This window comes from Streptomyces sp. NPDC042201, from assembly GCF_055582185.1.
In genome coordinates this window covers 345,841-364,751 of record NZ_JBVJDS010000007.1, presented here as the reverse complement: position 1 = coordinate 364,751, position 18,911 = coordinate 345,841, and the positions used below count along the sequence as shown (strand labels likewise).

At 70.7% G+C, this 18,911-nt stretch carries 14 protein-coding genes; 8 read left to right on the top strand and 6 right to left on the bottom strand.

The features are described 5' to 3' along the window. The first annotated feature begins 64 nt into the window (after nucleotides 1-64). Nucleotides 65-3,373: a S8 family serine peptidase gene (locus ACZ6MZ_RS19775; RefSeq protein WP_469353269.1), complete on the top strand. Its 3,309-nt coding sequence runs from the start codon at nucleotides 65-67 to the stop codon at nucleotides 3,371-3,373. 177 nt (nucleotides 3,374-3,550) lie between these two features. Here the strand turns inward: ACZ6MZ_RS19775 and ACZ6MZ_RS19770 are convergent, their stop codons facing one another. Further along, on the bottom strand, nucleotides 3,551-3,721 hold the full coding sequence (locus ACZ6MZ_RS19770; RefSeq protein ID WP_389787879.1) for a hypothetical protein: 171 nt from the start codon (nucleotides 3,719-3,721) through the stop codon (nucleotides 3,551-3,553). On the opposite strand from ACZ6MZ_RS19770, the gene ACZ6MZ_RS19765 reads away from it, so the two are divergent. The 4 genes from ACZ6MZ_RS19765 (at nucleotide 3,720) to ACZ6MZ_RS19750 (ending at nucleotide 6,514) form a co-directional block, all read left to right on the top strand. After that, on the top strand, nucleotides 3,720-4,394 hold the full coding sequence (locus tag ACZ6MZ_RS19765) for a hypothetical protein (RefSeq protein WP_389787876.1): 675 nt from the start codon (nucleotides 3,720-3,722) through the stop codon (nucleotides 4,392-4,394). The two genes, ACZ6MZ_RS19770 and ACZ6MZ_RS19765, sit on opposite strands and share 2 nt — an antisense overlap. Further along, nucleotides 4,384-4,962 carry a hypothetical protein gene (locus ACZ6MZ_RS19760; RefSeq protein WP_386877561.1) on the top strand — a complete coding sequence of 193 codons (579 nt, stop codon included), beginning with the start codon at nucleotides 4,384-4,386 and terminating at the stop codon, nucleotides 4,960-4,962. The genes ACZ6MZ_RS19765 and ACZ6MZ_RS19760 overlap by 11 nt, the downstream gene beginning before the upstream one ends. A gap of 23 nt (nucleotides 4,963-4,985) precedes the next feature. Then, the gene (locus ACZ6MZ_RS19755; RefSeq protein ID WP_384188277.1) at nucleotides 4,986-5,342 is read left to right on the top strand and encodes a hypothetical protein; all 357 of its coding nucleotides are present in this window, start codon (nucleotides 4,986-4,988) and stop codon (nucleotides 5,340-5,342) included. Between the two features lie 143 nt (nucleotides 5,343-5,485). Then, on the top strand, nucleotides 5,486-6,514 hold the full coding sequence (locus ACZ6MZ_RS19750) for an aspartate-semialdehyde dehydrogenase (RefSeq protein WP_384333031.1): 1,029 nt from the start codon (nucleotides 5,486-5,488) through the stop codon (nucleotides 6,512-6,514). Nucleotides 6,515-6,572: 58 nt separating this feature from the next. Here the strand turns inward: ACZ6MZ_RS19750 and ACZ6MZ_RS19745 are convergent, their stop codons facing one another. Continuing rightward, nucleotides 6,573-7,106, bottom strand: coding sequence for a DUF1203 domain-containing protein (locus ACZ6MZ_RS19745; RefSeq protein ID WP_469353267.1), 534 nt, complete (start codon nucleotides 7,104-7,106; stop codon nucleotides 6,573-6,575). Between the two features lie 147 nt (nucleotides 7,107-7,253). Here ACZ6MZ_RS19745 and pepN point away from each other — a divergent pair, with 147 nt between their 5' ends. Beyond that, nucleotides 7,254-9,821 (top strand): aminopeptidase N, encoded by a 2,568-nt coding sequence (gene pepN / locus ACZ6MZ_RS19740; RefSeq protein WP_469353266.1) that lies wholly within the window; start codon nucleotides 7,254-7,256, stop codon nucleotides 9,819-9,821. A gap of 946 nt (nucleotides 9,822-10,767) precedes the next feature. On the opposite strand, the gene ACZ6MZ_RS19735 is transcribed toward pepN, so the two are convergent. Genes ACZ6MZ_RS19735 through ACZ6MZ_RS19725 form a run of 3 tightly spaced genes read right to left on the bottom strand, consistent with a single transcriptional unit; the run spans nucleotide 10,768 to nucleotide 13,457 of the window. Continuing rightward, on the bottom strand, nucleotides 10,768-10,998 hold the full coding sequence (locus ACZ6MZ_RS19735) for a hypothetical protein (RefSeq protein WP_469353264.1): 231 nt from the start codon (nucleotides 10,996-10,998) through the stop codon (nucleotides 10,768-10,770). A 20-nt stretch (nucleotides 10,999-11,018) separates the two neighbouring features. Beyond that, entirely contained in the window at nucleotides 11,019-13,223 is a 2,205-nt protein-coding gene (gene malQ, locus ACZ6MZ_RS19730) for a 4-alpha-glucanotransferase (protein WP_469353263.1), read from the bottom strand. Next, nucleotides 13,224-13,457: a hypothetical protein gene (locus tag ACZ6MZ_RS19725; RefSeq protein WP_384188286.1), complete on the bottom strand. Its 234-nt coding sequence runs from the start codon at nucleotides 13,455-13,457 to the stop codon at nucleotides 13,224-13,226. It lies immediately after the preceding gene. A 279-nt stretch (nucleotides 13,458-13,736) separates the two neighbouring features. Between ACZ6MZ_RS19725 and ACZ6MZ_RS19720 the strand changes: the two genes are divergently transcribed. Then, nucleotides 13,737-16,721 (top strand): beta-N-acetylglucosaminidase domain-containing protein, encoded by a 2,985-nt coding sequence (locus tag ACZ6MZ_RS19720; RefSeq protein WP_469353261.1) that lies wholly within the window; start codon nucleotides 13,737-13,739, stop codon nucleotides 16,719-16,721. An 83-nt stretch (nucleotides 16,722-16,804) separates the two neighbouring features. On the opposite strand, the gene ACZ6MZ_RS19715 is transcribed toward ACZ6MZ_RS19720, so the two are convergent. After that, a complete protein-coding gene (locus ACZ6MZ_RS19715; protein WP_384188289.1) occupies nucleotides 16,805-17,341 on the bottom strand; it encodes an HNH endonuclease in 537 nt (178 codons plus the stop codon). 267 nt (nucleotides 17,342-17,608) lie between these two features. Between ACZ6MZ_RS19715 and ACZ6MZ_RS19710 the strand changes: the two genes are divergently transcribed. Next, nucleotides 17,609-18,673, top strand: coding sequence for a mechanosensitive ion channel family protein (locus tag ACZ6MZ_RS19710; RefSeq protein WP_469353259.1), 1,065 nt, complete (start codon nucleotides 17,609-17,611; stop codon nucleotides 18,671-18,673). The last annotated feature ends 238 nt before the right edge of the window (nucleotides 18,674-18,911 follow it).

Here is an 18,911-nt window from a genome sequence, read left to right as displayed (position 1 = left end):
ACTTAGGCAAAGCTGAGCGGTCATCCGGTACCGAAATCCGGACTGTCTCTTTCACAACTCAGGGATGCTGATGACCTCCGAATCCGAGAGCTCCATATCCGGGCCGAGACGCGTGGCCAGGGTCGCGGCGGCAGCCGGCCTGGTGGCCGCGCTGATCGCCTCCGGTGCGGTGCCCGCGTTCTCCGCGACTGCCGCAGACGACCCGGCCGCCCCCGCCCCCATCAAGGCGTCCTCCGACAAGCTCGGGGCCGCCGATGCCGACCTGCTCACCAAGGCCAAGGCCGAGGGTGAGAAGAGCATCACCATGATGGTCGCCACCGCCCCCGGTGCGACCGAGCAGGTCGCCGGCCAGCTGGACGCCATCGAGGGCGCCACGGTCGGCAAGACGTACGACAAGGTCGGCTACGTACGGGCCACGCTCCCCACCGCCAAGGCGGATGCCGCGATCAACGCGGCCCAGAAACTCTCTTCCGTCCACGGCATCGATCTCAAGCAGGAGATCAAGCTGGACGACCCCACCCCGGCGGCCGACACCGTCGCTCACGCCAAGGGTTCGAAGGGCTCGGCCGCCGAGAAGTACCCGGCGCCGAGCAGCAGGACCCCGGCGAAGAACCCGTACAACCCGTCCTTCGAGACCGGTGCGGTCGACTTCGTCAAGCAGCACCCGAAGGCCGATGGCCGCGGGGTCACCATCGGCATCCTGGACTCGGGGGTCGACCTGGGCCACCCGGCGCTCCAGAAGACCACCACCGGCGAGCGCAAGATCACCGACTGGGTGACGGCCACGGACCCGGTCTCCGACGGCGACGGCACCTGGCTTCAGATGAGCGGCGCCGCGAGCGGCCCGACGTTCACGGCGGCCGGCCGGACCTGGACCGCCCCGGCGGGCGCGTTCAAATTCACCACCTTCGCCGAACGGGTCACCGCCGGCGGTGACATGGCCGGCGACCTGAACCGCGACGGCGACACCACCGACGCCTGGGGCGTGCTCTACGACCCGGCGAGCGGCACCGTCCGGGTCGACCTGAACAGCGACGGCGACTTCACGAACGACACCGCGATGAAGCCGTACAAGGACGGCTATCAGATCGGTTACTTCGGTACGGACAACCCGGCGACCGAGATCGTCGAGCGCATCCCGTTCGTCGTCGAGATCCGCAAGGACGTCGTCTACAACGCGGCCGGTGCGAAGTCCGACTACGTCAGCGTCGGTGTCATCGAGGGCGCGCACGGCACGCACGTCGCCGGCATCACCGCCGCCAACGGCCTCTTCGGCGGCAAGATGAACGGCGCCGCCCCCGGCGCCAAGCTGGTGTCCTCCCGCGCCTGCACCTGGAGCGGCGGCTGCACCAACATCGCGCTGACCGAGGGCATGATCGACCTGGTCGCCAACCGCGGCGTCGACATCGTCAACATGTCCATCGGCGGTCTGCCCGCGCTGAACGACGGCAACAACGCGCGCGCCGAGCTCTACACCCGGCTCATCGACACCTACGGTGTCCAGCTGGTGATCTCCGCGGGCAACGACGGCCCCGGCACCAACACCATCAGCGACCCCGCCGTGGCGGACAAGGTCATCTCCGTCGCCGCCTCCATCTCCAAGGAGACCTGGGCCGCCAACTACGGCTCCGGTGTGACGACGAAGTACGGCCTGCTGCCGTTCTCGGCCCGCGGCCCGCGTGAGGACGGCGGCTTCCAGCCGACCATCACCGCGCCCGGCGCGGCGATCAACAGCACCCAGACCTGGTACCCCGGCGGCCCGGTCGCCGAGGCGGGCTACACGCTGCCGCCCGGCTACTCCATGCTCCAGGGCACCTCGATGGCCTCCCCGCAGGCGACCGGCGCGAGCGCGCTGCTCCTCTCCGCCGCCAAGCAGAAGCGCATCGACCTCACCCCGGCGAATCTGCGGACGGCGCTCGCCAGCAGCGCCGACAAGATCCCCGGTCTCCAGGCACACGAGCAGGGCGCCGGTCTGATCGACGTCGTGGGCGCGTGGAAGGCCATCGAGCACGGCGCCACCGCGCACGAGTACGCGGTCAAGGCCCCGGTCGACACCGCGATCGAGGAGTTCCTGAAGACCCCCGGCTTCGGCACGGGTCTGTACGACCGTGAGGGCGGCCTCCAGGCCGGCAAGAGCAAGACGTACGACGTCACCATCACCCGGACCACCGGCCCCAAGGGCGCGGTGGAGCACCGGCTGGACTGGAAGTACAACGACGGCACGTTCCGGCTGCTCGGCAGTGACAAGGTCAAGCTGCCGCTGAACCAGCCGGTGACCGTCACGGTCCAGGCCAGGCCCCGCACGGCCGGCGTGCACAGCGCCATCCTGGAAGCGGACGACCGTCGTACGGAGGGTGTGGACAAGCAGATCCTCGCCACCGTGGTCGTCTCGAAGGAGCTCGCGAAGCCGTCGTACGCCTTCACGGCGTCCGACTCGGTGCAGCGCAACAGCTCGAAGTCGTACTTCCTCACGGTGCCGCCGGGTGCGAAGACCCTGGAGGTGGCGCTCGGCGGACTCGCCAAGGACAGCCAGACCAGGTTCATCTCCATCCACCCGTACGGTCTGCCGGTCGAGGACAGCTCGACCATCTTCTGCTACCCGAACTACTCGAACCCGAGCAACACCTGCCGCCCGGACCTGCGTTCGTACGTGGACCCGGCTCCCGGCGTCTGGGAGATCGAGGTCGAGTCGCGCCGTACGTCGCCGCTGCTCGACAACAAGTACACGCTGGACGTGTCGCTGCTCGGCGCGACCTTCGACCCGGCGGTCACCACGCTGCCCGAGGCGAAGATCGGTACGCCGACGCCGGTGACCTGGACGGTCACCAACCAGGCCGCCGCCATCGACGGCAAGCTCAGCGGTGGCTCGCTCGGCTCGGCCAAGATCGAACGGCAGACGATCGCCCACCGGCAGAAGCTCGTCTCGACGATCATTGTCGGTGCGGGCGTCGAGCGCCTGGACATCGCCATTGGCAACCCTTCGGACATCAGCGCCGACCTCGACCTCCTGGTCGCCAAGGACGGCGTGACCGTGGGGCAGTCCGCGGACGGTGACTCCGAGGAATCGGTCAGCCTCACCAATCCCGCCGCCGGTACGTACACGGTGACGGTGGACGGCTACTCGGTCCCGGCCGGGACGACGGAGTTCGACTACCGCGACGTCTACTTCTCGGCGTCGCTCGGCTCCATCAAGGTCGACGACACAAAGTCGGTGAAGCTCGCCAGCGGCGCGTCGGCGCAGGTCTCGGCCGATGTCGTGGTGAACAGCGCGGCCCCCGAGGGCCGGCAGTTCTTCGGCGATGTACGCCTGCTGAACGCGCGCGGCACAGCCGCGGGCACCGGCAGCGTCCAGATCAGCAAAACCAGCAACTGAACCAAAGTGATGCCCCGGTCCCCCACTGAGGGGGGCCGGGGCATCACTCTGTCTGGGAAAAAGAATGACACAAACATTACTTGGCCATGACCTACACCACTAACTGAAATGTCATCAGATGGTCGTTTAGTTCACTTTATATTCTTGCTGCGTCTACTCCTTTGATGCCAAAATTACTCAGCATTCACGCCCGCCTTCAAAGGAGAGTTCCTGAATGTCGCGAAGAAAATGGGCCGTCTGGGCCGTCTCGTCGACCGCCGTAATTGCCTTGACAAGCGGGGCGGCCCTGTCGATGGACAGCGAGCCGAGGGGCAGGGACACCCAGCCCGAAGGAATTGCCAATGCCATGGAGACCGTCGCATTCGAAGATGCCGGCCAAATGGCCGTCACTGCCGCCAAAGTGGTTCGCGCCACGGTGACCTCCGTCGCTCCCGGCCGTATCACCGGTGCGGACGAGCCCACGGACCCGGGAGAGGAGCCTCCCACCACTCAGGCCAGAGACGTGACACTGACGGTCACCGACGATCTCAAAAAGCCGGGTTCGCTGGCCGCGTGGCCCAATCCCATTGTCGTAGAAGAGTGGGGATGGGACAGCGAGGGCGAGGGCTACCAGGTCAATAACTACTCCTGGAGCGAAGTCGGTGAGGAGTACATCTTCTTCCTGAATTATGCGGAACCCATAGGCACGAATCGCTGGAGCGTGATCAATACGGAAGGGCGGGCGCACATCGGCCCGAACGAGGAGCTGACGTCTTCCGCCGAGGAGGGATCGGCACTGAGCTACAGCGTGGAGAGCTTTTCCGCCTGGGGACTGACGCAGTACCTGAATCGCCTCTTCGACAAGAACACCCCGCCGGAGGACAGGCCGGACGCGGCCGACATGCCCGTGCCGGCGCCGTCGGGCTACGGGGAAACCCCCGTTCCGGGCATCGATGACAGCCCCATTCCAGGGGTCTCCGAGGGCGTAGACCCGTTCCCCTCCGCCACCAAGCCCGACCTGGGAACCGAAGATGGCTCCTGACCCGCTCCGACCGAAGCCGTTCGCGAAACTGGAGATGATAATGGCAAGAAGACGGTGGGCTGCCGTAGCAGTCGCTTCTGGCGCCCTGCTTGCGTCGTCGTTGTGTTCGCCGGCTTACGCGGGTCACGATGACTCAGGATTTGACCCGGACAACAGGAACCAGGCAGTCAAGGGCTTTTCCCTGACCGCAAAAGGCAAGAGTGCCATGGAGTGGGGAAAGAGCCAGCTTGAACGCAGCGTAATCACCACCTCATGGGGCGGCGGGGACATCGAGGTGCACGACTACGCGACCAGGGGCGTCACCTGGGCAGGCCAGACGAGATGCAAGGACTGGAACGCGCTTTTCACGTCCTGCGACGTGCTCACCATCCAGTTCAACACGGCCAACAGTTACGACAACTGGACCTGGCTGGTCATAGGCTGCCATGAATTCGGCCATACGGGAGACCTGGGCCATCGGAGCGCGTCGAACGACACCGACAACAACTCCTGCATGCGCAGTAACACCGGAAGCGCGTACTACAAATTTGATTCGCATGACATAAGCGCCATTGCGGCAGGCACGTGATGTCCACGCGCACAAGAGTGCGAGTGGGCGTTGCGACGATCATCGTCGCGGCCGTCGTCGGCTTCACGGGCTTCCAGCTGGCAGCAGCGGATGAATTTCAGAACAAGGCCGACCAGGCAAAGTTCTGCGAAGAGGCCATGCCGCTGGACCTGCAGAACTCGCACGACCTGAGCAACGACAAGAAAGGACACATCCTCGAGGAGCTGAGCGAGCTGGCACCCGAAGGTGTCCATGACGAATTCACCTCCCTTCTCGACTGGTACGAGCACTACCGCGCCGAGGACAAAGAAGACGCCCGCGAAGCAAGCTTCGCCATAGGTGAGTTCATCGAAAAATCCTGCGATATCAACATAGGAGGAGTCAGGGCCTCGCGCGACTGAGACTCGTCACCCAGCACAGCCGTCCCGTCCGAACCATCCCGTCCGAACCGTCCCGTCCTTCGGACATCGGATTGGACAAGGCGGGCATGCTGGTACGCATCATGGAGCGGCAAGCGTGCCGCACGTACGTACGGAGGAGTCCCGTGAAGGTCGGAATCGTCGGAGCCACCGGTCAGGTCGGCACAGTCATGCTCAGGATCCTGGCCGAGCGGGACTTCCCCGTCACTGAGCTGCGGCTCTTCGCCTCCGCCCGGTCCGCGGGCTCCTCCATCGAGTGGCAGGGCACCCCGGTCACGGTGGAGGACGCGTCCACGGCCGACTACTCCGGACTCGACATCGCGCTCTTCTCCGCCGGCGGCGCCACCTCGAAGGCGCTCGCCGAGAAGGTCGCCGCGCAGGGCGCCGTCGTGATCGACAACTCCTCCGCCTGGCGTCGTGACCCCGAGGTCCCGCTGGTGGTCTCCGAGGTCAACGCGCACGCGATCAAGAACCGTCCCAAGGGCATCATCGCCAACCCGAACTGCACGACGATGGCCGCCATGCCCGTGCTGCGCCCGCTGCACGAGGAGGCCGGGCTGACCGCGCTGGTCGCCACCACCTACCAGGCCGTCTCGGGCTCGGGTCTCGCCGGCGTCGCCGAGCTGCACGGCCAGACGCAGAAGGTCGTCGCCGAGGCCGACAAGCTCACCCACGACGGCGGGGCCGTCGACTTCCCGGAGCCCGGCGTCTACCAGCGCCCCATCGCCTTCAATGTGGTGCCGCTCGCGGGCAATCTCGTGGACGACGGCTCGTTCGAGACCGACGAGGAGCAGAAGCTCCGCAACGAGTCCCGCAAGATCCTGGAGATCCCGGAGCTCAAGGTCTCCGGGACCTGCGTCCGGGTGCCGGTCTTCTCCGGCCACTCGCTCCAGGTCAACGCCCGTTTCACGCGTCCGATCAGCGTGGCGCGCGCGTACGAGCTACTGAAGGACGCGCCGGGCGTGGAGCTGTCCGAGATCCCGACCCCGCTCCAGGCCGCCGGCAAGGACGCCTCGTACGTGGGCCGGATCCGTAACGACGAGACCGTGGAGAACGGCCTCGCGCTGTTCCTCTCCAACGACAACCTCCGCAAGGGCGCCGCGCTCAACGCCGTCCAGATCGCGGAGCTGGTCGCGGCCGAGCTGAAGGGCTGAGCCGACCGCTCGACCGGCGGGGCGGGTTTCCTTACGGGAGTCCCGCCCCGCTGCCATGTCAGTCGCGGCGTACCTCGAAGTCACGGCGTACCTCGAACTGGAAGCAGCCGTACTCCACCGCCCGTACATGCACCAGCGCGACCCGGGGGTCGGCGAAGGCCTCCGCGAACGCCTCGTCGAAGCCCTGGTCGACGTCCTCCGGAAGCTCCGGGAGCTCCAGAAGCCGGCCGCCGAGGATGTGTCCTTCGGCGTTGTAGCGCCGTACGGTGCGCAGCGCGCCCGGCCTCGCGTACGGATAACCGGCCGCCGTCGCGTCCGGCGCCGGGCCCTCGCACTCCTCGGCGTGGATGAAGACCGGTCCCTGCTCGTCGTACGCGCCCGGCCTGGCCCAGGTCTCGGCGGCCCAGCGCCGCAGCGGGGCGTACGAGACGAGGAGCAGCAGCTCACCCGTGCGGCTCGGCCGCAGACAGCAGCGCAGCGGGGAGCCGCCTTCGGCCTCGGTGAACGGGGTGCGGGTGAAGCCGGCGTCGTCGGTGGCACGCAGCTCCTTGAGCGCGGCGGGGGTGATGGGGCGTGCGATGTGGTGCGTCATGGCTCAAGGCTCCCGCCGCGCCGCCGTCGTGACCGGCGGTTTCCGGACCTCGCGGTGGGGCGGGGCGTCGCCGGTTACTCACGGGCAGCGGGCGGGGTGCGCGTGGAAGGATGGCCCCAAACGTCACGAACCGAGGAGATGACCCGGGTGCCTGGCACTAATCTGACCCGCGAAGAGGCGCAGCAGCGTGCGCGCCTCCTCACCGTTGACTCGTACGGGATCGACCTCGATCTCAGCGGCGCGCAGGAGGGCGGCACCTACCGGTCCGTGACCACGGTGCGCTTCGAGAGCACGGAAGCCGGGGCGGAGACCTTTATCGACCTGGTGGCGCCCGCCGTGCACGAGGTCGTGCTGAACGGCACGTCGCTGGATGTCGCCGCCGTCTTCCGGGACTCGCGGATCGCGCTGCCGCATCTGCTCGAGGGCCCGAACGACCTGACGGTCGTCGCGGACTGCGCGTACACCAACACCGGCGAGGGGCTGCACCGCTTCGTCGACCCGGTCGACCAGCAGGCGTATCTGTACACGCAGTTCGAGGTGCCGGACGCGCGGCGCGTCTTCGCGTCCTTCGAGCAGCCGGACCTGAAGGCGACCTTCCAGTTCACCGTGAGGGCCCCCGAGGGCTGGACCGTCGTCTCCAACTCGCCGACGCCGGAGCCCAAGGACAACATCTGGAGCTTCGACCCGACCCCGCGCATCTCCTCGTACATCACCGCGCTGATCGTCGGCCCGTACCACTCGGTGCACAGCTCGTACGAGAAGGACGGGCAGTCGGTGCCGCTCGGCATCTACTGCCGTCCGTCGCTCGCGGAATACCTCGACTCGGACGCGATCTTCGAGGTCACGCGGCAGGGCTTCGACTGGTTCCAGGAGAAGTTCGACTACGACTACCCGTTCGCCAAGTACGACCAGCTGTTCGTACCGGAGTTCAACGCGGGCGCGATGGAGAACGCGGGCGCGGTGACCATCCGCGACCAGTACGTCTTCCGCTCGAAGGTGACGGACGCGGCGTACGAGACGCGGGCCGAGACGATCCTGCACGAGCTGGCGCACATGTGGTTCGGCGACCTGGTCACCATGGAGTGGTGGAACGACCTGTGGCTGAACGAGTCGTTCGCCACGTACACCTCGGTCGCGTGCCTGGCGTACGCGCCGGGCTCCCGGTGGCCGCACTCCTGGACCACGTTCGCCAACTCCATGAAGACGTGGGCGTACCGCCAGGACCAGCTTCCTTCGACGCACCCGATCATGGCCGAGATCCGTGACCTCGACGATGTGCTGGTCAACTTCGACGGCATCACGTACGCCAAGGGCGCGTCCGTGCTGAAGCAGCTGGTCGCGTATGTCGGGCAGGACGAGTTCTTCCGGGGCGTGCAGGCGTACTTCAAGGCGCACGCGTACGGGAACACGCGGCTGTCGGACCTGCTGGGGGCGCTGGAGGAGACCTCCGGGCGCGATCTGAAGACCTGGTCGAAGGCGTGGCTGGAGACGGCCGGCATCAATATCCTTCGTCCGGAGATCGAGCTGGACGAGTCGGGTCACGTGACCTCGTTCTCCGTACGGCAGGAGGCGCCGGCGCTGCCCGCGGGCGCGAAGGGTGAGCCCCTCCTGCGTCCGCACCGGATCGCGATCGGCTGCTACGACCTGGACGAGAACGGCAAGCTGGTCCGTACGAACCGGATCGAGCTCGACGTGGACGGGGAGAGCACCGAGGTGCCGTTCCCGCCGAACACGCCGCGGCCGGCCGTGATCCTGCTCAACGACGACGACCTGTCGTACGCGAAGGTCCGCCTCGACGGGGAGTCGCTGCGGGTCGTCACCGAGCACCTCGGGGACTTCACGGAGTCGCTGCCGCGCGCGCTGTGCTGGGCGTCGGCGTGGGACATGACGCGGGACGGCGAGCTGGCGACCCGGGACTATCTGGCGCTGGTGCTGTCCGGGATCACGAAGGAGTCGGACATCGGTGTGGTGCAGTCGCTGCACCGCCAGGTGAAGCTGGCGCTCGACCTGTACGCGGCGCCCGAGTGGCGCGAGGCGGGTCTGACCCGTTGGACGGACGCCACGCTGGCGCATCTGCGGGCGGCGGAGCCGGGCAGCGACCATCAGCTGGCGTGGGCGCGGGCCTTCGCCATGACCGCGCGTACGCCGCAACAGCTCGACCTGTTGCAGGGGCTGCTGGACGGTACGGACACGATCGAAGGCCTCGCCGTCGACACGGAGCTGCGCTGGGCGTTCGTCCAGCGGCTGGCCGCGGTCGGTCTGCACGACGAGGAGGAGATCGCGGCGGAGTACGAGCGCGACAAGACGGCGGCGGGCGAACGCCACGCGGGCGCGGCGCGCTCGGCCCGTCCGTCGGCGGAGGCCAAGGCGGAGGCGTGGGCCTCGGTGGTGGAGGGCGACAAGCTCCCGAACGCGCTCCAGGAAGCGGTGATCAGCGGCTTCGTCCAGACCGACCAGCGTGAACTGCTGGCTCCGTACGCGGAGAAGTACTTCGCGGCGGTGGCGGATGTCTGGGAGTCCCGCTCCCACGAGATGGCGCAGCAGGTCGCGATCGGCCTCTACCCGGCGCTCCAGGTCTCCCAGGCGACCCTGGACGCGACGGACGCGTGGCTGGCCTCGGCGGGCCCGAACGCGGCACTGCGCCGCCTGATCTCGGAGTCCCGCTCAGGCGTCGAACGCGCCCTGAAGGCCCAGGCGGCAGACGCGACGGCGTAACGGTCCGGGGGCGGGTGGGGCCCCTGCGGGGCTTGTTCCCCTACCCGCCCCTTCCCGCAACCGGGGACAAGCCCCCGGCCCCCCGCCGGCGCACCGCGCGCTTCGCGGCGCAGAGGGCCGGCCGGCCCGTGACGCACGAGCCGGCCGCTCGGCCCCAGCGGGGCCGAGCCCCCGCGCCCCGGCGGCGTACCTCGTGCTTGCCCGCGCGGTGCGCCGCGCGGCGGCCGGGACACGGGCCCGGCGGAGGCCGATCCCCCGCACCCCGACGGCGCACCCCGCGCTTCGCAGCGCGGGGGCCGGGCGGCCCATGACGCACCAGACAGCCCGTGCAAGCGCGGGCCACACGACCCCAGCGGGGTCGACCCCGCCCCCGTCGGCACACCGCGCACTCCCTGACGCATGGGCCGGCTACACGGCCCCAGCGGGGCCGGTCCCCCCGCACCCCGACGGCGTACCGCGCGCTTGGCAGCGCGGGTGCCAAGTCGGCTCGGTGCGCCGCGCGGCGGCCGGGGCACGCCCCCGGCGGCGTGCCGCGCGCTTCGTGCCGGGCGGCACGTGGCGTGGGGGGTCTGGGGGCCTGCCCCCAGTTACGGGAAGGGGCGGGGTGGGGAACAAGCCCCGCAGGGCACCCACCCCGGCTACACGGCCCCAGCGGGACCGGTCCCCCGCACCCCGGCGGCGTGCCCTGCCCCCGGCAGCACAGGTGTCAAGTCGGCTCGGTACGCCGGGTGGCGGACGGGGTGCGGGCCCGGCGGGGGGTCGATTCCTCGCAGCTTCGGCGGCGCGGCGCCGGGGCGGGGTGTGGGGGCTGGGGGCTTGCCACCAGTTACGGGAAGGGGCGGGGTGGGGAACAAGCCCCGCAGGGACGCCGCCCGCACACACAAGGGCGCCGCCGCGGCACGTCGTGCCGCGGCGGCGCCCTTGGAGCGCGTTCGTTCGGGTCGGGTCAGACCCGCTTGTCAGACTTGTCGAGCGCCATCACCAGGCCCGCGATGATCGCGAAGAGCACCAGCGGCGCCGCCACGTACAGGCCGAGCGTCTCGCCCACACTCAGGCCGGGGCCCGGGTCGTCGCCGTCGTCGCGGGTGAGCGCGAGCGCCGGGGACGTCATGAGCAGCATCATCAGCGTCGTACCGGCCGCCAGGGCGCCGGCGCGCAGAGCGTTCTTCTTGTCCACGGTGCAAACGTAGCGAACGCCTAGGCCGGCCGCGCGCGCGGGGGTGCCGTTCGCGGCCCGGGCGGCTCCATCAGCACCTCCATCAGACCGTGCAGCCGGGGCGACGCGGCCAGTTCCTCCAGCGTCATCGGGCGGCCCTCGGCGTCCGCGACGGGCAGTCGCCAGTTGGGGTACTGGTCCCAGGTGCCCGGCAGGTTCTGCGGCCTGCGGTCGCCCACCGCGTCCGGCAGCCAGACCCCGACCATCCGCGCCGGGGTGCGCAGCAGAAAGCGGTAGACCGCGCGGATCTCCTCCTCCTCGTCACCGTCCCCGCCCGCCAGCAGCCCGAGGCGCGCGAGGCAGTCGAGCCACTCGGCGACCTCCGCGTGCTCCTCCGACTGCTCCTCCTCCAGCGGCCGGGTGAGCAGCCCCAGCCGGTGGCGCAGCTCCACATGCTCACCGGTGAGCCGCGCCGCGGTGGACGGAAGGTCGTGGGTGGTGGCGGTGGCCACGCAGCCCTCGCGCCAGCTCTCCGGCGCCAGCGGCGCCCCCGTCCCCCGCCAGTCGCGCTCGAACCAGAGCACGGACGTACCGAGCACCCCGCGCCGTTCCAGCGTTTCCCGTACGCCGGGCTCGACCGTGCCCAGGTCCTCCCCTATGACGACGGTGTCCGTGCGGTGCGCCTCCAGGGCGAGTACGGCGAGCATCGCCTCCGCGTCGTATCGGACATACGTTCCCCGGGTGGGCGGCTGTCCCTCCGGTACCCACCAGAGCCGGAACAGCCCCATCACATGGTCGATCCGCAGCGCCCCGGCATGCCGCAGCAGCCCCCTGAGCAGTCCGCGGTACGGGGCGTAGCCGGACGCGGCCAGGACATCGGGGCGCCACGGCGGCAGGCCCCAGTCCTGGCCGAGCGCGTTGAAGGCGTCCGGTGGGGCGCCGACCGAGATACCGGCGGCGAAGGCGTCCTGCTGCGCCCAGGCGTCGGCGCCGTCGGGATGCACGCCAACGGCGAGGTCGTGGACGATCCCGACGGGCATTCCGGCGTCATCGGCCGCCCGGGACGCGGCGGCCAGCTGCTCGTCCGTCAGCCAGGCCAGCCGGGAGTGGAAGTCGACGCGGTCGAGCAGCTCACGCCGGGCCGCGGCCGTCTCGGCGGAGCGCGGGTCGCGCAGCCCGGCCGGCCAGTCGCGCCACCGCGGGCCGTACATCTCGGCCAGGGCGTACCAGGTGGCGTGGTCCTCCAGGGCCCGGCCCTGCTCGGCCAGGAAGTCCCAGTACTCGGCGCGGCGGCCGGGGCCGAGCGGAACCGCGTCGAGGATGTCCAGGGCCGCGCGCTTGAGCGCCCATACGGCGTCACGGTCGATCAGCGCGCCCTCCCCGAGGACGGATTCGCGCAGGACCGCGGCCTTCTCCACGAGCGCGTCCAGCCGCGCCCGGTCGGGTCCTGTGACATACGCGTACTCGGGCACCGCCTCGATCCGCAGATGCACCGGGTCGGGGAAGCGGCGCGAGGAGGGGCGGTACGGCGAGGGGTCGGTGGGGGTTCCCGGTACGGCGGCGTGCAACGGGTTGATCTGGACGAAGCCGGCCCCGAGGGACCGCCCCGACCAGGTGGCCAGCTCGGCGAGATCCCCGAGGTCGCCCATGCCCCAGGAGCGGGTGGAGAGCAGGGAGTAGAGCTGTACGAGAAAGCCGTGGGTACGGGCGGGCGGCCGCGGCAGCCGGCCGGGCGCGACGACGAACGTGACCCGGGCGGTGCGCCCGTCGGGGGCGCGGGCGGCCAACTGGTGTACGCCGAGGGGCAGCCGCGCCCACGCGGGGGCATACCTGCCGGGCGGGGCGGCCCCGGGGGGCGGGGTGGGCTCCGCGGGCGCGGACAGCTCGGCGGGCAGGTCGGACCGGTCCTGCACGGCGGGGCCGGCGGCCGGCAGGTCCAACGACTCGCCTTGTTCGGTCTCGACCCGGAGCGTCGTGCCGGGCGGGAGCGCGGCCAGCGGGGCCGGCAGTTCGGGTGCGCCGTCCCCGGCGGTCCACAGCACCACCGTCGGGGGCAGCAGGCGGCTCGCGGCGGCGGACTCGGCGCGGCCCAGCGCGTCGTCCACCGCCGGGGCGGTGGACGCGTCGACACCCAGCGCGGCCAGCACCGAGACGACCGTGTCGTCCGGGACCTGGACGGTGACGTCCGGGGCGGGTGAGTACGACGTCGCGACACCGTGCAGCTCGGCGAGCCTGGCCAGGCCCATTCAGACTCCTGGGGACTCCGTGCCGCCGGCCGTGCCGGGGGCGGTCGGCTCGCTGGTCAGCGGGGCGGTGTCGGCGAGCGGGGGCTCACTGGTCAGGGGGGCGGCGTCGGCGAGCGGCGGTTCGCTGGTCAGGGGGCCCGTACCGAGGTCGGCGAAGGGCGGCTCGCTCGTCAGCGGGGCGAGCTGCGCCTGTTTGGAGAGTGCGGAAAGCAGAAGCTGCGCGGATGCGGCCACGACGGCGCCTCCAAAGGACGGGGGACAGGACACAACAGCCCTACCCAGCGGGCGCGGCCGCAGACGCGTCCGTGCTGTAAACGTGCGTCGAGTCACGATCCGTTCCCCGTGCGGCAGTTGAAGGTCCCTGCCTATCACAACGGGCAAATGCGACACAAAGGCCACGCGCATTGACACCTTCACCACGCGAGTGGTGGGCTCAATGCCGCTCGGTGAGCCCACTTGGCGATAGTGCTTGGCGAGACTCCGCGGGACCAGGAAGCACGAGGGGAGCAAGACGTGCAGCTCGGGCGCAGAAGAGGGACCGCGACCGCCGTCGTCGTCGCCGTGATCGGTGGACTACTCGGCGCCGCACCGGCCGCGCTGGCCGCACCCAATGAGCCCGGTTCTCCCGCGGCCACCACACCGGACCGCGAGGGCGGCACGGCGGTCCCCGCCGTCTGGCCCCGGCCGCACACGATCCGGGCGGCCGGGCGGGCAGTCTCCCTGGGGGACGAGGTGACCGTCGTCGCGGGCGAGGGCGCCGACCCGTACGCCGTACAGGAACTGACGGCCCTGCTGCGCGCGGCCGGAGTCCGTACCGTGCACCCGTCCGCCGCACCCTCCGGAACGGCACCCTCCGGCACCGGGCCGGTCATACTGGCCGGCGGCACCGGCGCGCAGAACGCGCTGCGCGCCCTCGGCGCACCTCAACGCGCCGATCTCCCGCCCGGCGGCTACCGGATCGCCGTGGGCGCCGTCGCCGGCCGTGACACCATCGCCCTGGACGGCATCGGTACCGACGGCCTCTTCCACGCCGCGCAGACCCTGCGCCAGCTGATCGTCACGCCGAAGGACCGGCCCACCGTCCCCGGTGTTGTCGTACGCGACTGGCCCGGCACGGCCGTACGGGGCACGACCGAGGGCTTCTACGGACAGCCCTGGGACCATCAGGAGCGGCTCGCGCAGCTCGACTTCATGGGGCGCACCAAGCAGAACCGCTATCTGTACGCGCCCGGCGACGACCCGTACCGGCAGGCGCGCTGGCGCGACCCGTATCCCGCCGCGCAGCGCGCGGACTTCCGTGAGCTGGCCGAGCGCGCCCGCCGCAACCATGTGACCCTCGCCTGGGCCGTGGCCCCCGCCCAGGCCATGTGCATGACCTCGGACAAGGACCTGAAGGCGCTCACCCACAAGATCGACGCGATGTGGGCGCTGGGCGTGCGCGCCTTCCAGCTCCAGTTCCAGGACGTCAGCTACAGCGAGTGGCACTGCGCGGCGGACGCGGACACCTTCGGTTCAGGACCCGGGGCGGCGGCCGAGGCACAGGCCCGGGTCGCGAACGCGGTGGCGGCCCATCTGGCGGACCGGCACGCCGGCGCCGAGCCCCTCACCGTGATGCCGACCGAGTACTACCAGGACGGCTCGACCGACTACCGCGACGCGCTCGCGGGGGCGCTCGACGGGCGCGTACAGGTGGCGTGGACGGGCGTCGGGGTCGTACCGCGCACCATCACGGGCCGGGAGCTCGCGGGCGCGCGCGCCGCGTTCCGGCACCCGCTGGTCACGATGGACAACTACCCGGTCAACGACTACGAGCAGGGCCGGATCTTCCTCGGCCCGTACACCGGCCGGGAGCCGGCCGTCGCCACCGGCTCCGTCGCGCTGCTCGCCAACGCCATGGAGCAGGCGTCGGCGTCCCGTATCCCGCTGTTCACCGCGGCCGACTACGCCTGGAATCCGCGTGGATACCAGCCGCAGGAGTCCTGGCGGGCCGCCATAAACGATCTCGCGGGCGAGGACACCGCGGCGCGCGAGGCGCTGACCGCGCTGGCGGGCAATGACGCGTCCTCCATCCTCGATTCGTCGGAGTCGGCCTATCTGAAACCGCTGTTCGAGGCGTTCTGGCGGTCCCGTACGACCACGGACGCCAAGGCCAGGAGCGCCGCCGCCGACCGGCTCAGGGCCGCGTTCACGGTGATGCGCGAGGCCCCGCGGCGGCTCGCCGGGGCCGCCGACGGCCGGCTCGACGACGAGGTGCGGCCCTGGCTCGACCAGCTGGCGCGGTACGGCGGGGCGGGCGAGCTGGCCATCGACATGCTGCGGGCCCAGGAACGCGGTGACGGCGCGGCGGCCTGGCAGGCCTCACTGGATCTGGAGCCGCTGCGCGAGGCCGCGGCGGCGAGCCAGGTCACGGTCGGCAAGGGGGTGCTCGATCCCTTCCTCGACCGGGCCGTCACGGAATCGGCGACCTGGACGGGCGCGGACCGCGCCGCGGGCGCGGACGTCACCAAGGACGCGCAGGCGTACACCGTCGGCCTCGGCCGGGCCCGTCCCGTCGAGGCGGTGAACACGATGACCGAGCCCGGCACGGGCGCGGGCGCGACCGTCGAGGCCCATGTCCCCGGCGCGGGCTGGCGCCCCCTGGGCCCGCTCTCGATGTCCGGCTGGACCCAGTCGGACGCGCGGGGGCTGCGGATCGACGCGGTACGGCTCGTCTGGCCCGGCAGCGGCTCGGGGGTCGCGGGTCCTGGCGGGTCGGCGCCGTCTGTACGCCATGTCGTGCCCTGGTTCGCCGACGAACCGCGGGCCCGGCTCGATCTGACGCGGGGCGAGGCGGACGCCCAGATCGGCGGGAAGCCGCAGAAGGTCGAGGCGCGGCTGGCGGCCCAGCGGCCCGGTGAGGTGCGAGGCACACTCACCGCGAAGGCGCCTTCGGGCATCCGGGTGACGGTGCCCAAGGAGACGACCGTGCCGCGCGGTGCTCGTACGAATGTTCCCGTCGAGGTCAGTGTGCCCGCGGGCACCCCGGCCGGGACGTACGAGGTGCCGCTCGCCTTCGCCGGGGAGGAGCGGACCCTGACGGTCCGCGCCTCGCCGCGCACCGGCGGCCCGGACCTCGCCCGTACCGGCGTCGCGTCGTCCTCCGGTGACGAGACCCCCGACTTCCCGGCGTCCGCCGTGGTCGACGGCGATCCGGTCAGCCGGTGGTCCTCGCCGGTCGAGGACGGCGCCTGGTGGCAGCTGGAGCTGGCGCGGCCTGCCCGGGTCGGCCAGGTGGTGCTGCGCTGGCAGGACGCGTACGCGAGCCGCTACCGCATCCAGGTCTCCTCGGACGGGACCACGTGGCGCACGGCGGCGACGGTCAAGGACGGCAGGGGCGGGCGCGAGGCGATCGGGATGGACGCGAAGGACACCCGGTTCGTGCGGATCCAGGGCGAGGCGCGGGGCACGCGGTTCGGCTACTCGCTGTTCTCGGTGGAGGCGTACGCGGTCGCGGAGTGACGCGGGGCCGGGCGTACGGAGCGACACGGCAACCGGGATGCGGAGTGACGCGGGGCCGGGGGTGTGGGCACGCCCCCGCCCCCTCAGGCGGAAATGCCGTCGATCCGGGCCATCGCGTCGTCCGCGCCGTACGGCTGCAGATACGGCAGCCAGCGCGGATCCCGGTGTCCGGTTCCGATGATCCGCCAGGCGAGCCCGGACGGCGGGGCCGGCTGGTGGTTGAGCCGCCACCCCAGCTCCAGCAGATGGCGGTCGGCCTTGACGTGGTTGCAGCGGCGGCAGGCCGCCACCACGTTGTCCCACACGTGCTGTCCGCCGCGGCTGCGCGGAATGACGTGGTCGACGCTGGTTGCGACGCCACCGCAGTACATACAGCGGCCGCCATCTCGGGCGAAGAGCGCACGGCGGGTCAACGGAACGGGCCCCCGGTAGGGGACCCGTACGAAGCGCTTCAGCCGTACGACGCTGGGTGCTGGAACGACACGGGTTGCGCTGTGCATGAAGGCGCCGGATTCCTCGAGGCAGATGGCCTTGTTCTCGAGGACGAGGACGAGCGCGCGGCGGAGCGGTACGACGCCGAGCGGCTCGTACGACGCGTTGAGGACCAGGACATGCGGCACGGATGCCTCCTTGTACGCCGGCGGCGCGTGGCTCGCGCCGGGACGATCTGCTCCAGTCTCTCCTTATGCCTGGTCGAAACGCCACCACGTCCGGGTAACGGGCTCGGAGTGTTTTCAACCACAGAGCGCTCTCCCCCGCGTACAGGCCCCTGTGCGGCCGCCTGGGGCCCACGTGAGGATCGTCTCTCCCCCGAACGGAGCGCCGGAGCGTGCGCACTGCCCCGTTAGTGTGGTTGGTCCGCCCTGCCCTATCCGGAGGTTCCCGTCGTGTCCTGGTCCGCCCTGCCGGCCGCAGGCCCCCCGTCCGACCCCGTCACCCTCGACGAGGCGGCGGACCGGGCGACCGACGCCGCGGGCTGGGTGGAGCAGAACTGGTCCACCTGGCTGAGCGTCGGCCTGCGCATCGTGCTCATCATGGTGATCGCGCTGGTCCTGCGTCATGTGATCCGGCGTGCCCTGACCAAGCTGATCGAGCGGATGAACCGCAGCGTCCAGGCGGTGGAGGGCACCGCGCTCGGCGGTCTGCTGGTGAACGCCGAGCGGCGCCGTCAGCGCTCCGAGGCCATCGGCTCGGTGCTCCGCTCGGTCACGTCGTTCCTGATCCTGGGCACGGCGGCGCTGATGATGCTGGGGGCGCTGAACATCAACCTGGCCCCGCTGCTGGCCTCCGCGGGGGTCGCGGGGGTGGCGCTGGGCTTCGGCGCGCGCAACCTCGTCACCGATTTCCTCTCCGGTGTCTTCATGATCCTGGAGGACCAGTACGGCGTCGGCGACACCATCGACGCGGGGGTGGCCTCCGGCGAGGTGATCGAGGTCGGCCTGCGCGTCACCAAGCTGCGCGGTGACAACGGCGAGATCTGGTACGTGCGCAACGGCGAGGTGAAGCGGATCGGCAACCTCAGCCAGGGCTGGGCCACCGCCGGGGTCGATGTGATGGTCCGGCCGTCCGAGGACCTGGAGAAGGTCCGTGCGGTCATCACGCAGGTCACGGAGAAGCTGGCCAAGGACGACCCCTGGAGCGAGAAGCTGTGGGGCCCGGTCGAGGTGCTCGGCCTGGACTCCGTCCTGCTGGACTCGATGACCGTACGGCTCTCGGCGAAGACGATGCCGGGTCAGGCGCTGAGCGTGGAGCGCGAACTGCGCTGGCGGATCAAGGAGGCGTTCGACGAGGCGGGCATCCGGATCGTCGGCGGCCTCCTGCCCGCGACGGACGGGGCGCCCGTGGCGGACCCGGCGGCGGGCGTCTCAGCGCCGTCGGCCCTGGCGAGCCCCACCTCTCCGCAGTCCCTGGCGGCGTCGCCGCTGGCCCCGCCCCAGAATCTCTCGAAGTAACCGCCGGTACACCCCGGCAGGTACCCGCCGGCCCACCCCGGCAGGTAACAGCCACGGTCCTCTCCGTCGCCCCGCACACCCCCGCAGGTAACGCTTTGGTTGCCTCGGGGGTGTCGTGCGTCGGAGGGTATTGACGGCTTCCTGACGGCGGGCCTACTTTCCTCGAAACCCGATAGGAAACTTTCCTAACAGTGTCATCGGGAGAACGAGCAGTCGAAAGGCAGGCGTCCGAACCGTG

What these genes read in the sequence shown, in the direction of transcription:
- ACZ6MZ_RS19775 (WP_469353269.1), top strand. Translation starts at nt 65, where the DNA reads ATGCTGATGACCTCCGAATCCGAGAGCTCCATATCCGGGCCGAGACGC.
- ACZ6MZ_RS19765 (WP_389787876.1), top strand. Translation starts at nt 3,720, where the DNA reads ATGGAGACCGTCGCATTCGAAGATGCCGGCCAAATGGCCGTCACTGCC.
- ACZ6MZ_RS19770 (WP_389787879.1), bottom strand. Translation starts at nt 3,721, where the DNA reads ATGGCATTGGCAATTCCTTCGGGCTGGGTGTCCCTGCCCCTCGGCTCG.
- ACZ6MZ_RS19760 (WP_386877561.1), top strand. Translation starts at nt 4,384, where the DNA reads ATGGCTCCTGACCCGCTCCGACCGAAGCCGTTCGCGAAACTGGAGATG.
- ACZ6MZ_RS19745 (WP_469353267.1), bottom strand. Translation starts at nt 7,106, where the DNA reads ATGACGCACCACATCGCACGCCCCATCACCCCCGCCGCGCTCAAGGAG.
- malQ (WP_469353263.1), bottom strand. Translation starts at nt 13,223, where the DNA reads ATGGGCCTGGCCAGGCTCGCCGAGCTGCACGGTGTCGCGACGTCGTAC.